The following is a 14,839-nucleotide window of genomic DNA, read 5'->3' as shown; positions in this document are numbered from 1 at the left end:
CAACATCGGCATGCATGTGTACTTATTCAAGATAGTACGAAGCAAATCCTAGATAGAGAAAGCATTCATGAGGCAACCGCTTCTCCAAAATTAAAACTATGACAGAAACGTAGTGAATGGCGTGTGTTTTAAGTGGCATTAATCTCGCCGGATACCAATATTCTTAATGATATGAGCACTGCCCTGAGCCAATGATCAACAACCGAAGTAACGGCAAACTATAAACTTTTATTAGTAATAGATTTTCCGGCTTTTAAAAGCCAAATAAAGATTTTGTTTTTAGATTCATCAAATGATGAAATATTATTCCATGCGTAAGTAAACGTATTTTCGAGGATTTCAAGACTTTTAATTTCATCTGGTATGCTTCTAACAATGGAACCATATAACGCAGGTGCATAAAGCTTGTAGAGCATTTTGAAACTTTCCTTATCGCCTGATTTTAATTTAATCAAACACAAATCATCTTCCAAGCGACTAACTTTTAATAGTGGCTCACTAAGTTCTGAAGAAAGGTTAGAGATTTGCATTTGTTTAATTAGGGGTAATTAGAACATTAACAAAGTGATTGCTATTATTGTTTAATACAAAGTGGTAAAACAAACAACCCAATGGAATATAAAATTAATAGGCCTGAAAATTAGATTGTTACATACCATAACCTTACAATGAAAGAAATTTTAAAAAAAAAGATCTACATTTGTGCCTTTCGGGTGCTTCCACCCCGAAAAAAAGAAAAGCTTTCCGGCAACGGAAAGCTTTTTCTGTTTAAATTATGTCTAGTCCTGATATTAAATACTCTTAAAAATAGTTATGGCCAGCGGTGGCAAAGTAATGTTTATAGAATACTCCTGATTATTATATCCGCTTAATTCTGGAATTATAGCTCCGCTATTATTTATCCCCGAGCCATAATAAATAATATCGTCTGAATTAAAAATTTCTTTCCATTTCGTTTTAAATGGAACACCTATTTTATAATGCTCTCTTACCACAGGTGTAAAATTTAAGGCAATAATTAGTGTGTTTTTAGCTTTTGGACCTTTGCGCATAAAAACAAAAACAGATTCACTTGCATTATCAGCATCAAGCCATTCAAAGCCCTCGTAACTAAAATTAAAATGATGTAAAGCAGGCTCACTTCTATACAAGAAATTTAATGCCTTTACCGTTTCCTGCAAACCTTTATGTGGCGCATGTTCAAGCAAATGCCAATTTAAGGATTGGGTAAAATTCCACTCACTGGTATCTCCAAATTCATTACCCATAAATAGAAGTTTAGCCCCCGGATGCGCAAACATATATCCGTAAAGTGCCCTTAAATTCGCGAATTTCTGCCAATCGTCTCCAGGCATTTTATATAACATTGGAGATTTACCATGAACCACTTCATCATGCGAAAAAGGCAACATAAAATTCTCAGTAAAAGCATAGGTCATGCTAAAACTAAGTTGATGATGATGATGTTTTCTGCCCAGGGTATCTATTTTAAAATATTTAAGCGTATCGTTCATCCATCCCATCATCCATTTCATACCAAAGCCTAAACCGCCTGAATGTACAGGATGTGTTACCCCCGGGTAAGTGCTACTTTCTTCAGCTATTGTTTGTATACCTTCAAAATTTCCGTACACAGCCACATTCAAATCCTGTAGAAACTGAATGGCACCTAAATTTTCACTTCCGCCATATTCATTAGTTGCAGCATCTCCATCTTCTCTTGAAAAATTAAAATAAAGCATTGAGGCAACCGCATCTACCCTTAAGCCATCTGCATGGTATTTATCTAACCAAAACATCGCATTGCTGATTAAAAAAGAGCGAACCTCGTTTCTATCGTAGTTAAATATATATGATTTCCAATCTGGATGAAACCCTTTACGCATATCGGCATGCTCATATAAATGTGTTCCATCAAACTCATATAAACCATGTCTGTCGCCCGGAAAATGCGATGGTACCCAATCTAAAATCACAGCAATATTTGCTTTGTGCAATTCTTCAATCAAGAACATTAAATCCTGCGGACTGCCATATCTGGAGCTTGCCCCAAAATAGCCAGTAATTTGATAGCCCCAACTCGGAAAAAACGGAAACTCCATTACTGGCATAAGTTCTACATGTGTAAAACCCATTTCGAGTATATAAGGAATTAATGTTGATGCAACTTCTCGAGCATTTAAAACCCTTTCAGGATCATTAGGATCTCTTTGCCAGGAACCTAAATGCAATTCATATACAGAAATTGGTTGATCTAAAGCATTTAATTTTGGTCTCTTTTTTAACCATGCTTTATCTTTCCAGCTGTATTCTGTATCCCAAATTACACTTGCCGTTTGAGGCGGATGCTCCCATTTGGTTGCATAAGGGTCACCTTTTAAATGTTCTGATTCATCAAAACCTTTTACAAAATACTTGTAAACTTCACCCTTACCAATATTTGGAATAAAACCTTCCCAAATGCCTGATTTATCCCAGCGCTTATTTAAAAGATGAGCGCCTCTATCCCATCCATTAAAATCGCCAACAACGCCAACTTTAATTGCATTTGGTGCCCAAACAGAGAAATATGTACCCGCAGTTTTATCAACTGTTGTAATATGGGCACCCATTTTTTCGTATAAACGGAAATGCTTACCGACCAAAAACAAATCAATATCATAATCAGTAAATAAACTATGAGCCCAAACACTTCGATTAGTATCTACTTTAGGCAATGCTGTTTTTTTTACGGTTTCTTTTTTTGCTGCTGACATTTAGAGGTGGTTCTGTTAGATAACTATAACCCCGAAGCTGGTTTAAAGTTTCGGGGCTTAATTAGTATAGGTTACAAACTTAAAATCTGTATTTCTGAAAAGGTTTTAAGGCATTTAAAGTGAAGGATGTTTTTATCATCTGTGTAAAAATCACTCACCTCTTTATTATCTACAATAATCTTTTTTACCTGGAAATTTACACCAACTACATTGCATGCATAGAATTCGTAATTTGGTGTATATAAACCTACAATTCTTTGGTTAACTTTTAAATAATGATTATCACCTTTAACGGTAAACTTTTTCTCCAGGTAGATGTCCTGCTCAAAAGCAAAAGTATCTCCGTGATCTTCATACATATATGAGTTTACTTCGTAATCGCTGTTGTAGATATTTAAAACAACCTCAGTAATAGATTTTTCGTCGACATATTGCATTACAGGATATTCTGGTATAACAGAACCTGCACGTACAAACATTGGCATACTATCTATTTTTGCTTCAACGTGATGCTCGCTTTCTCCATTAAGAATTTCATTAGTCCAGAAATTAAACCACTTACCTTTTGGAAGGTAAACCTGCCTTGCAATAGCACCTTGCTCTAAAACCGGGCAAATTAATAACTTATCACCATAACAAAACTCATCCTGACGGAAGTGATTGCTAATTTTTTCCTGCTCCAGCATAACAAGCGGTCGCAGAATTGGGAAACCATAACGATGATGCTCCCAGAAAACCGAATATAAATAAGGAAGTAAACGATATCTTAATTCGATAAATTTACGATTGATGTCTTCAAAAAATTCTCCGAAGCTCCATGGTTCACGTTCAGCGGTATCACCAGCAGAGTGTGCACGCATAAATGGAGAGAATGTTCCGAGCTGAATCCATCTGGTAAATAATTCGCCATCAGGTTCACCGCTAAAGCCGCCTATATCTGTACCGCAAAAAGGCACACCAGAAACTGATAACCGCTGACATTGGATGTTACCCATTTTTAGGTGTTCCCAGGTTGCAATATTATCACCCGTCCAAACACTTGCATAACGTTGCATACCAGAATAACCAGCTCTTGTTATTGTAAACGGACGTTTGTTACGCATAAGTTTCTTCAAACCCTCGTAAGTAGAACGTACCATTTGCATACCATAAACGTTATGCGCTTTACGGTGAGAACCACGGTAACCATCATAGTTATGGCGAACATCATTCGGGAAGGTTCCCGAACCAAATACAGCAGGCTCGTTCATATCGTTCCAAAATCCGGCCACACCCATATCTACAAGTTCTTCGTATAATTTGCCCCACCATTTTCTAACTTTTGGATTGGTGAAATCAGGGAATTGACAACGGCCAGGCCAAACATGACCCTCCATAAAATAATCATCACTTCTACGGCAGAAATATTTATTGTCTTTACCTTCTTTAAAAACCCAGTAATCATCATCAACTTTAATCCCCGGGTCAATCATCACAACAGTTTTAAAACCATCATCAGAAAGTTCTTTTATCATTCTCCTTGGGTCAGGAAAATACTTTTTATTCCAGGTAAAGCAACGATATCCATCCATGTAATCGATATCCAGGTAAATTGCATCACAAGGAATTTTACGTTCCCTGAATTGTTTAGCAATTTCTTTTACCTTGCTTTCAGGATAATAACTCCAACGGCATTGCTGATAACCCAAAGTCCATTTTGGAGGCATAGCGTGTGTACCGGTTAAAGTTGCATAACGCTTAACCACATCCATCATGTGCGGACCATGGATATAATAATATTGTAATTCGCCGCCATCTGACCAAAAACTGGTTTTCGAAACATCTTCGCCACCAAAATCAAAGTAAGATTTGAAGGTATTATCGAAAAAAATACCATAAGCAGCCTGATTATGCACGCCGATATAAAAAGGTATAGTTCTGTATAATGGATCTTGATTCCAGCCGAAAGAATAGGCATCGGTATTCCAATTTTCAAATCTTCTACCTCTTAAATTGAAATTACCTGATTTATCGCCTAAACCAAAGAAGTTCTCTTCGGGCTGACATTTTTTAGTTGCATAAATGTAGTAGCCACCAAAATCTACGTTTTCTTCCCAATGCATTGAGTTGTGCTCATCTACCATTGTAATGCCAGTAATATTATCCGAGAAAGAAATATGAAAATTCTTTTTCTCTATTTTACAGGTTACAACGCTTGTAGAAACCGTATAATGATCATCATGTTCCTGCATTTTAAAAACAGAAACTTTTTGGTCAACTTCCGGAACGGCGTATGAAAAATCATCTAAGAAAACGCCGTGTGGTGCCAGGCGAACCCGGATCATCTCGTCGCTTACTACTCTAATTTCTACTTTGGCATCTCCATCAGAAAAATAAAAACGGTTACCTTCCTTTTTTACCCGTTTTACTTCTCCTAAATATTGCTTAACTATTGGCTTTACTGAAATATCAACAGGATTATTTAAATGTTGAATTTCCTGCTCTTTTTCGATTAAATCCTTAACGTCGTTTTGCTTGTCGTTTGTTTCTTCCATCCTTAACAATTCAAAAAAAATTTATTAAAAGTTCTTAAACCGGGATGCGTTTAAGAAAGCACTATTATACAAATATTTTACAAAAGGAAACTTAATTGTGCATAAAAAAGCCTGCAAAGTTTAAAACTATGCAGGCTGTTCATTTTATTTTGGGTAATCTGTAAACTACGGGTTAAACGAAAATGCTAAATAATAAATTGCTCCTGCTGCCGGATTGCCATAAGAAGTGATGTAATATTTATTCATAATATTTGAGCCTCCAAGTTTAATAACAGAATTTACTGAAGGTATTCTTAAACTAACCTGGGCATCAGCTGTGCTGTAAGCAGGTACATCTCCTGATGCGAAGGATGAATTCCAGTAGAATTTATCTTGCCAGCGATAAGAAATATTAAACCCAAAGTTTTTAATAATTTCTTTATTGCCCAAACCTAAATTGAAACGAACTTTTGGCGTGTTGAAATCATTGATATAATTTACAGGAAGGTCGCCGATTTGATTGTATGAAACGTTACCGCTTACTGTCCATTTGTTCATTAAATAATCTAAACCTAATGCACCACCATAAGAATTTACTTCACCTTGTGCATTTACCGGAACGCCGTATTTTACAAATGTTGGACTAGCCAAAGTTCCTACATTTTGGTAAACATCTACCGCTGTAATGAAATCTTTGTAAGTATTGTAATAACCGTAAGCATCAATTAAAAGGTTTGGAGTAATTAATCCTTTATAACCTAATTCATAAGATTGAACACTTTCCGGACGAACACCTTTATCATCAAAAGTATATTGCTGTAATAAAGCAGGGTTAGGCGTACCTGTTGCAGCAGATGCTATAAAGGCTCTGTAACTTACATCGGTAAAAGCTTTGTTGCCATTAAGGTTGTATTTACCGAACATAATTTCTGGCAAACCACCAATTAACCTTTGTGAGCCACCGCCAACTGATAAATCTATATATTGGTTTTGAGTGGTTGGGTTACGATAACCTGTTTGATAAGAAGCTCTGATGTTGTTGTTTTTTGCTACTGTGAAAACCCCGGTAATACGTGGCGTAAAACGACCTTCAAAGTTCATGCTTTTATCGTATCTGCCTGCAAATGTAAACTTTACTTTATCATTGAAAAGTTTTTTACCAATCTGCGCAAAAGCACCGTATTCGTTAATATCGATAGATTGATTTAAATCATTAAAAATTGTTCCTGCGGAGTTTAAATCATATAAACGATAGGATGCACCAACCTGAAATTCAACTACGTTATTAAATGCATTTGTAAAATTGTACATACCTTCATAATGGTAAAGGTTTGTTTTATCATCAAATTTAGCACCGTAAACGCTTTGTGATGGATTAGTCGAATTTATAGTGGTTGCGCTGATAGTAGTATTCATGATGCTATTCATTGCAGTGGCAAATTGTGGTGAACCAGGCTCGAAACGGCCTTGATTTGCAACACCCCTTGCTAAAGCATGTGCCGCAGCATCTGTTTGGCCTGCTGCTCTGGCGCCTACATAATTACCTATATACTGCGGAAACCATGTAGTAGATGGTTTTGAAAGCTCATTGATGTAGCTACCCAAAATAGATGAAATATAAGAATCACCTGAACGCTCCTGGGTAGTATAACCTTTAACGTAAAAATCCTGACCTTTAATTTCTAATTTGTACTGACCAATATTAAAATTACGTAGCGAATAACGATCTGAACCTGTGTAAACAGAAGTACCAGTACCCCAATTTGCTTGTGCAACCGCCTGAACGGTATTGGTGATGTTGTAATACATCGCTCCGGATACTTTTAATGATTTAGTATCATAATCAACCAGGTTTTCTTCATTGTAACCTGTTCTTGATACATTTTGATCAGGAATTAGGTTTGCCTTTAAGCCAACATAAAATGGGAAGTAATTTTGAACCGCCGGACGTAATCCAGCTGGCAAATTAGCAATAAACCCTGCTTGTTGTGCCGCATTTGGAATAGCAGCACCAAAGGTACCATCAATTAAATTTTTAATGTTCGGAATAAGTCCTCCCGAACCCGCATTAATACCAGAAATAGTAGCATTTTGCACACTTAATGCAACATTACGCATATTCTGACTTACTTCGTCACCATAAACGTTTATACCGTCATAGTTCGTATCGCTATTTCTATCTCCGGCTTTAGCAGTTCTTGAATTTCTATCAAAATTTGAATAATTATTTCCAAACCAATCTTTAGCTTGTAAGAATGAGAATGCAGCTTTTACACCAAACTTATTATTCCACGATTTTGCTAAACGTACATCTAACTGGTTAAAAGGTTGCACGCTACTGTTATTATCATTTACATGGTTTACGCCCGTTTTATACTGAAAACTTGCTCCCTGATATTTAAATGGATCTTTAGAAGTCATTAATAATGTTCCATTAATACCACCGGCACCGTATAAAGCTGAGGATGCACCAGGTAAAAGCTCAACATTATCAACATCTAATTCAGTTATACCCACAATATTACCTACAGAGAAATTTAATCCAGGCGCCTGGTTGTCCATACCATCAATGTATTGGTTGAAACGGGTGTTACCGTTTGAGTTAAACCCCCTTGTGTTTATAGATTTAAAGGTTAAACTCTGCATACTGCTTTCAACACCTTTCATATTATTCAAAGCATCATAAAAGGAAGGCGCTGCAATTTCGCGAATCGATGCTGCACTCATTCTTTCGATAGATACAGGAGATTCCAAAATACGTTCCGGTGTTCTGGAGGCTGATATGACTACATCGCCACCTAAAACCGTACCTGCATCTAAAAGGATATTAATACCGCTTGTACTGCCGGTAACTTGTTGTTCTATGGTTCCATAACCAATATAACTTGCTACCAAAGTAAAAGGAGCCTTTGCAGCAGTTGTAAAACTAAAACTGCCATCATTGCCGGTGGCGGCTCCACCAGTTTGTCCTTTAACGATTACGGTTACACCAACTAATGGTTCTTTCGATTGTTTGTCTTTAACGGTTCCGCTAACGGTAACGTTTTGGGCATGTACTGCAAAATGAGTTGCACATACAAGCATAAACACATACAAGATTTGCGTAGAGAATTTGCTCATAAAATGATTACTATTTGGTTAGTTGTTCTTTAGTTAATATAAACTTAAATGCTTTTTTTGAATTAAACAAATTATGTTAGCATAATAATTTTTATTAAAATTTATAATTTTGTTTCACATATAGATTGTTGTATTTTGCAGTATTATCGCTCTATCAAACATATAAGTCTGTAGTTAGCTAACCACTATGAATAAACTAAAAGCGCTTTTTTGTATCATTATCCCTATTTCTCTGGCTTTTCTGTTCAACACAAAAATTGGAAACACACCTCCCGTTTTAAAATTCCTAAATCCTTTTATGGGGTTTTGGCAAAATGCAGAGAACAACCATTTTATGTTTAATCACAAAGCGAAAATAAAAGGCGCTATTGATGAAATTGAAATCGTTTTTGATGATAGAATGATACCACACATCTTTGCCAAAAACGACCACGATCTTTACCTAGCTCAAGGTTATGTTACCGCGATGCATCGCCTATGGCAAATGGATTTTCAAACCCGTTTTGCTGCCGGCAGAATAAGTGAGGTGGTTGGCGAAAAGGCAATTGAGGTTGACCGCTATCAACGAAGAATGGGTATGGTTTACGGTGCAGAAAATTCTTTAAAAGGAATGATGGCCGACCCAAAAGCGAAAGAAATGATTCTAGCTTATACCGATGGAATTAATGCTTATATCAAAACACTTTCTCATGCAAATTACCCTATAGAATATAAAATACTCGATTTTAAACCTGAAAATTGGTCGCCGGTTAAGTGCGCTTTGCTTTTAAAACAAATGTCGGCCGTTTTGGCTATGGGTTCTGATGAATTTTACATGACCAACATTCTTAAAAAATTTGGCACCGATGTTACCAAAGACCTTTTTCCTGATTATCCGTTTCGCGAAGACCCGATTATCCCGGTAGGTACAAAATGGGATTTTAAGCCATTGACTATTCCAAAAACGCCCGGATCATTTTTAAAAGCAATAACAGGTAATGTTAAAACAACTGAAAAAATAGAAGGCATTGGAAGTAATAACTGGGCACTTTCGGGCAATAAAACAGCATCTGGTTTCCCAATTTTAGCAAACGACCCACATTTAGACTTAACCCTACCCTCTATCTGGTATCAAATTCAGCTGCATGCTCCAGGCGTAAATACTTATGGCGTTTCGCTTCCGGGCGCTCCAGGGGTAATCATTGGTTTCAACCAGAAAATTGCATGGGGCGTTACCAACGTTGCTGCAGATGTTCTGGATTTTTATCAAATTAAATTTAAAGATGATTCGCACAAAGAATATTGGTATAATAATCAGTGGAAAGCGACAAAAACAAGACTGGAAACTATAAAAATCCGCGGTAGCAAAGATGAAGTAGATACGGTTTATTATACCCATCACGGACCCGTTGTGTATTTTCAAAAACCCAAGTATGCAAGGGCCAATAATGTTCCGGTTGGCGATGCCCTAAGGTGGATTGCACATGATGAATCGAATGAACTTATGACTTTTTATTACCTTAACAGAGGAAGTAATTATGATGATTATCGTAAAGCTTTAACCTATTACACCGCTCCGGCTCAAAATTTTGTTTTTGCAAGTGTAGACAATGATATCGCCATTACGCCAAATGGTAAGTTCCCTTTAAAGTGGAAAAATCAAGGCAAATTTATTTTGGATGGAACTGATCCATCTTATGATTGGCAAGGCTGGATTCCGGCAGCTCAAAATCCAACGGTCAAAAATCCTGCCCGTGGTTTTGTAAGTTCTGCAAATCAATCCTCAACCGATCAGAGTTATCCGTATTATATAAACTGGGAATTTGCACCTTACGAGCGTGGTAAGAGAATTAATGATAGGTTAACGGTGATGAATAAGGCAAATCTCGACAGCATCAGATTAATGCAAACCGACAATTACAGCATCATGGCTCAAAATATTTTGCCGGCTCTGTTACCAATGATAAATAATGAACAACTAAATGCAACCCAAAAAGAAGCGCTTAGTTACGTTAACAAATGGAATAAACGCTACAATGCTGATGAAATTGCAGCAAGTGTTTTTGAAATTTGGACCAAACGCTTATCTTTTGATATTTGGAATGATGAATTTCAGGTTGATGGCACACCCATGCGATATCCATCAAGAGACAGAACCATCGAGATGATTTTAAAACAACCTGAGGCTAAATGGTACGATAATATTAAAACGCCGCAAAAAGAAACTTTAGCTGATTTGGTAAATGAAGCCTTTAAATACAGCTGTGACAGTTTAGAACGTAGATTTGGCCCCATTAATAAGGATTGGAATTGGGCAAACTTAAAACAAACTAATGTTCCGCATTTGGCAAAGATTCCAGGTTTTGGTTCGAAGGTTTTATTAATTGGTGGAGCAAAAAGCACCATAAATGCCATGAGCGAAGCAAACGGACCATCGTGGAGAATGGTGATTGAACTCGGCAAAACACCAAAAGGTCATGGTGTTTATCCTGGCGGACAATCTGGTAATCCAGGAAGCAAATTTTACGACAACATGGTTGATAAATGGGCGAATGGTGAGCTTTACGATTTATTCTACATGCAAAGTGCTGATGATAAATCTGGCAAGGTAATTTCTCGGTTAAAAATATCTAAATAATAAAAAATGGTTTTTCTGGTTATCTTAATTATCTGTTTCTTACTTCAAATGGTTGCGCCTTGGTGGGTCATCATTGTCATTTCATTTGCAACCTGTGGTTTTATCGGCAAAACCGGTAAAATTTCCTTCTGGCAATCTTTCTTAGCCATATTTTTATTGTGGATTGGTTATTCCCTTTTTAAAAGCCTGCCTAACGACAACCTTTTGGCAAGCCGCGTAGCAGTTATGATAGGCGTTAAAATCTGGTGGTTACTATTAATAATTACCGGATTAGTTAGCGGTTTGGTTGCCGGCATAAGTGGTTATTGTGGTTATCAATTTCGCAAAGCGATGCTAATCAAAAAAACTGACGAAAAAATAGCATAAGGCTTTGTACTTTTGCGCCTGTGAATTTCTCTGCCGATAAAATATTTTCTATTCAAGATAAGCATCAATTTGATGCACTTGCATTAAACATTTTCAGATTTCAATCTGAAAATTGCCTGGTTTATCGGGATTATGTTCAAAACTTGCGGGTAAATACCGATGAGGTTAAACGCATAGAAGATATTCCTTTTTTGCCCATTAGTTTTTTTAAAACACACTCCGTATTAAGTTCTAAAAATCGCGTTGAAATAACTTTTAGCAGTTCTGGAACAACAGGCATGAGCCAAAGCAGCCATCACGTAACTGATGTGAGTTTATATGAGCAAAGCTATCTACAGGCTTTTACCCAATTTTATGGCAACATAGAGGATTACTGCTTTCTTGCGTTGCTTCCATCCTATCAACAACGTTCCGGTTCATCATTAATTTACATGGTTAATGATTTGATTGAAAAAAGCAAACATCCACAAAGCGGCTATTTTTTATATAATCATGATGAGCTTTTTTCTACTCTTAAAGCACTACAATTAAAAAATCAAAAAACCATTTTAATTGGGGTAACTTATGCTTTGCTCGATTTTATTGAACAATTTGAGCTTAGTTTTCCAAATCTCGTGATTATGGAAACCGGTGGAATGAAAGGGAAACGCAAAGAAATGGTTCGTGAGGAATTGCATGACCAGCTTACAAGAGGCTTTGGTGTAAAAGCAATTCATAGCGAATTCGGTATGACAGAATTGCTGTCCCAGGCTTACTCTTTGGGCGATGGTATTTTTAACTGCCCATCGTGGATGGAAATTTTAATCAGAGATACGAACGACCCACTAAGCTTGGTTAAAAATGGCAAAACCGGAGGCATAAACGTTATTGATTTGGCAAATGTAAATTCCTGTTCGTTTATTGCTACGCAAGATTTAGGTAGAATTAATCCTGATGGCAGTTTTGAAGTTTTAGGTCGATTTGATAATGCCGATATTCGGGGTTGCAACCTACTGGTACAATAGTTTAGGCCAGTCGCTCATCAAACTGAAAGGGTTTAACCTCTAAAATTTTAATTTTATTAGCATCTGGATGATTTACATTCATTAGAAAATTATATTCATCTTCAATTAAAACGGAAGGCACCCTCAACAGCAAAAATTCCTTCTGCTTTGCAAATGCATCTCCTATTTTAGCGAGCTGTGGTATCGCCGGGTAACTTTTCCAGTTTTTAGGTAAATCTGTAAACTCAACGTTTTTAATTAAACCATCAGGAAGTTCAAAAACAGTTAGACATAAATTTCTGGAATTTATCAGTGCATTTTTATTAGCAAGAATTTCAAGCGCAGCCAAAGCTCTATTTGAAGCCATGTAATGCAAGGGAACACCCACCGAATTCCAGCGTCCACCAAATAATTTAGCGCCTGTTCCAGTGTAATCATTCGCGTAAGTGCAATTGGAAATCCGGTAAAGAATCATTAGCTAAAAACACCGTATTCTATCCTGCCAAGGATGTTTAAAACCATCGTAAAACCAATCCGGGTATCTAGTAAATCGAAGGGGGTTTCGCCTCCTAAAGCAACATTTGGAGCCTTTACCCAGTTGTTAAATGCTTTTTCGCTACCCAAAACTTCAATGCCACGTTCATATAATAAGGCAAGTTCAATTGCTCTATCGGCATACTCTGTTTTAACTAAAGTTGTGGGGGTATACCTTTGCAAGGTACGCTCTGAAATGTGCAATATGGCCGCGATTTCTTCTATGGTTAAAGAAATCTGCTTTGCTAAAGCCAATAACGACTTTTTAGATATGCCTTTTCTTGCAAGCTGTAGCAAATCAAAATCAGATGGGTTTGCGTATTGGCTTCCCATCATGGCGACCATTGGCGTGTAGTTTTGATTACCATACGCTATAGCTGGCTCTTCGGCTTTAGAAACATCTTCCGATTTCCTTTTCATATCAGACAATTATACACAATAATACACATTTTGTCTGAAACAAAAAAATATCAAAAAAAAATCCCAATCGATTTGGATTGGGACTTAAGATTATAGAAGAATATATCTATTCTGCAATCAAAAGGAAATAGTTTTTCTTACCTTTCTGAACAACTATAAACTTATTATTTATCAGATTTTCTGCGTTCAATACTTGATTCGCATCAGTCAGTTTTTCTTTATTTACAGAAACGCCTCCACCTTGTATTAATTTTTTTGCTTCACCTTTAGAAGGAAAAACAGCTGTTTTTTCTGCTAACAACGTTGCAGCATCAATTCCTGCTTCTAATTCAGGTTTAGATAGTTTAAACTGAGGAATACCTTCAAACATTTCTAAAACCTGATTTTCGGATAAGCTTTTCAAAAATTCTAAAGAGCCATTTCCAAACAAAAATTCTGAAGTTTTGATAGCCGTTTCAAGTGCTTCTGCAGAGTGTGTTTTCACTGTAATATCTTCTGCCAATGCTTTCTGTAAAACCCTTAAATGCGGTGCTGCATCATGCTCTTTTTCAAGCGCTTCAATCTCTTCTTTATTTTTTAAGGTAAAAATTCTAATCCATTTTTTCACGTCATCATCTGATGCGTTTAACCAGAACTGGTAAAATTTATATGGCGAAGTTTTCTCAGCATCAAGCCAGATAGCGCCACTTTCTGTTTTACCAAATTTGGTACCATCAGCTTTTTTAATCAGCTGTGTAGTAATTGCATAAGCGGTTCCGCTATCTTTTCTTCTAATTAATTCTGTTCCGGTAACAATATTACCCCATTGGTCTGAACCGCCCATTTGAACAATACAATTATGGTTTTTCCATAAATAGTAAAAATCAAATCCCTGCACCAATTGGTAGCAAAACTCCGTAAACGACATGCCCGTATCGCCTTCTAAACGTTTTTTCACGCTATCTTTCGCCATCATATAATTAACAGTAATGTGCTTGCCAACATCGCGGATAAAGTCTAAAAAATTCATGTTTTTAAACCAATCTGCGTTATTAACCATTACAGCACCATTACCTGCATCTTCAAATTTTAAAAATTTAGAAAGCTGGCGTTTCATACCCGCTAAATTGTGCTCTACCATTTCAGGTGTTTGCAAATTACGCTCATCAGATTTTCCGGAAGGATCGCCAACCATGCCTGTAGCACCACCAACCAAAGCAAAAGGTTTATGACCTGCATTTTGAAAATGAATCAATGTCATAATTTGGGTTAGGTGACCAACATGCAAAGAATCAGCAGTTGGGTCGAAACCAATATAACCAGAAGTCATGCCCTCATTTAACTTTTCTTCAGTATTAGGCATAATATCGTGCAACATGCCTCTCCAACGTAACTCTTCTACAAAATTTGTCATGGTATAAAATTAATTGCGCAAAGATAGTTTTTTGATGCTAAAGCAGAAACCAAATGAAAAGCTAAAATCTTTTTATAAATGAATTGTTATCTTGCTGTTAATAAAAATTGCAATTTCAAAACAGGTAATTTTAAAAG

10 protein-coding genes are annotated in these 14,839 nt (G+C 36.6%); 3 read left to right on the top strand and 7 right to left on the bottom strand.

Annotation, left to right across the window (positions count from 1 at the left end):
• Positions 1–218: 218 nt before the first annotated feature.
• The 4 genes from LUA86_RS11430 to LUA86_RS11415 form a co-directional block, all read right to left on the bottom strand.
• Positions 219–530, bottom strand: a complete 312-nt coding sequence (locus tag LUA86_RS11430; protein WP_231462120.1) for a hypothetical protein — start codon at positions 528–530, stop codon at positions 219–221.
• A gap of 261 nt (positions 531–791) precedes the next feature.
• Entirely contained in the window at positions 792–2,756 is a 1,965-nt protein-coding gene (gene glgB, locus LUA86_RS11425; protein ID WP_231462117.1) for a 1,4-alpha-glucan branching protein GlgB, read from the bottom strand.
• A gap of 71 nt (positions 2,757–2,827) precedes the next feature.
• The gene (locus LUA86_RS11420; RefSeq protein WP_231462053.1) at positions 2,828–5,290 is read right to left on the bottom strand and encodes a glycoside hydrolase family 31 protein; all 2,463 of its coding nucleotides are present in this window, start codon (positions 5,288–5,290) and stop codon (positions 2,828–2,830) included.
• Positions 5,291–5,455: 165 nt separating this feature from the next.
• Positions 5,456–8,389, bottom strand: a complete 2,934-nt coding sequence (locus tag LUA86_RS11415; protein WP_231462051.1) for a TonB-dependent receptor — start codon at positions 8,387–8,389, stop codon at positions 5,456–5,458.
• 187 nt (positions 8,390–8,576) lie between these two features.
• Between LUA86_RS11415 and LUA86_RS11410 the strand changes: the two genes are divergently transcribed.
• Genes LUA86_RS11410 through LUA86_RS11400 form a run of 3 tightly spaced genes read left to right on the top strand, consistent with a single transcriptional unit; the run spans position 8,577 to position 12,376 of the window.
• The gene (locus LUA86_RS11410) at positions 8,577–11,006 is read left to right on the top strand and encodes a penicillin acylase family protein (RefSeq protein WP_231462049.1); all 2,430 of its coding nucleotides are present in this window, start codon (positions 8,577–8,579) and stop codon (positions 11,004–11,006) included.
• A 6-nt stretch (positions 11,007–11,012) separates the two neighbouring features.
• Entirely contained in the window at positions 11,013–11,372 is a 360-nt protein-coding gene (locus tag LUA86_RS11405; protein WP_231462041.1) for a hypothetical protein, read from the top strand.
• Positions 11,373–11,392: 20 nt separating this feature from the next.
• Positions 11,393–12,376, top strand: coding sequence for an acyl transferase (locus LUA86_RS11400; RefSeq protein WP_231462033.1), 984 nt, complete (start codon positions 11,393–11,395; stop codon positions 12,374–12,376).
• Position 12,377: 1 nt separating this feature from the next.
• Here LUA86_RS11400 and LUA86_RS11395 read toward each other — a convergent pair whose 3' ends face one another.
• From LUA86_RS11395 to tyrS, 3 genes are all read right to left on the bottom strand, one after another.
• Positions 12,378–12,830 (bottom strand): RES family NAD+ phosphorylase, encoded by a 453-nt coding sequence (locus tag LUA86_RS11395; RefSeq protein WP_231462031.1) that lies wholly within the window; start codon positions 12,828–12,830, stop codon positions 12,378–12,380.
• Positions 12,830–13,309 (bottom strand): antitoxin Xre/MbcA/ParS toxin-binding domain-containing protein, encoded by a 480-nt coding sequence (locus LUA86_RS11390; protein ID WP_231462024.1) that lies wholly within the window; start codon positions 13,307–13,309, stop codon positions 12,830–12,832. Before LUA86_RS11390 ends, LUA86_RS11395 begins: the two co-directional genes overlap by 1 nt.
• 106 nt (positions 13,310–13,415) lie before the next feature.
• On the bottom strand, positions 13,416–14,702 hold the full coding sequence (gene tyrS / locus LUA86_RS11385; RefSeq protein ID WP_231462023.1) for a tyrosine--tRNA ligase: 1,287 nt from the start codon (positions 14,700–14,702) through the stop codon (positions 13,416–13,418).
• Positions 14,703–14,839 lie beyond the last annotated feature (137 nt).

The sequence above is a fragment of the Pedobacter sp. Leaf132 genome (genome assembly GCF_920984695.1).
Taxonomy (GTDB): domain Bacteria; phylum Bacteroidota; class Bacteroidia; order Sphingobacteriales; family Sphingobacteriaceae; genus Pedobacter.
Note: the sequence above shows the minus strand (reverse complement) of the source record. Positions and strands in the feature narration are given on the sequence as shown.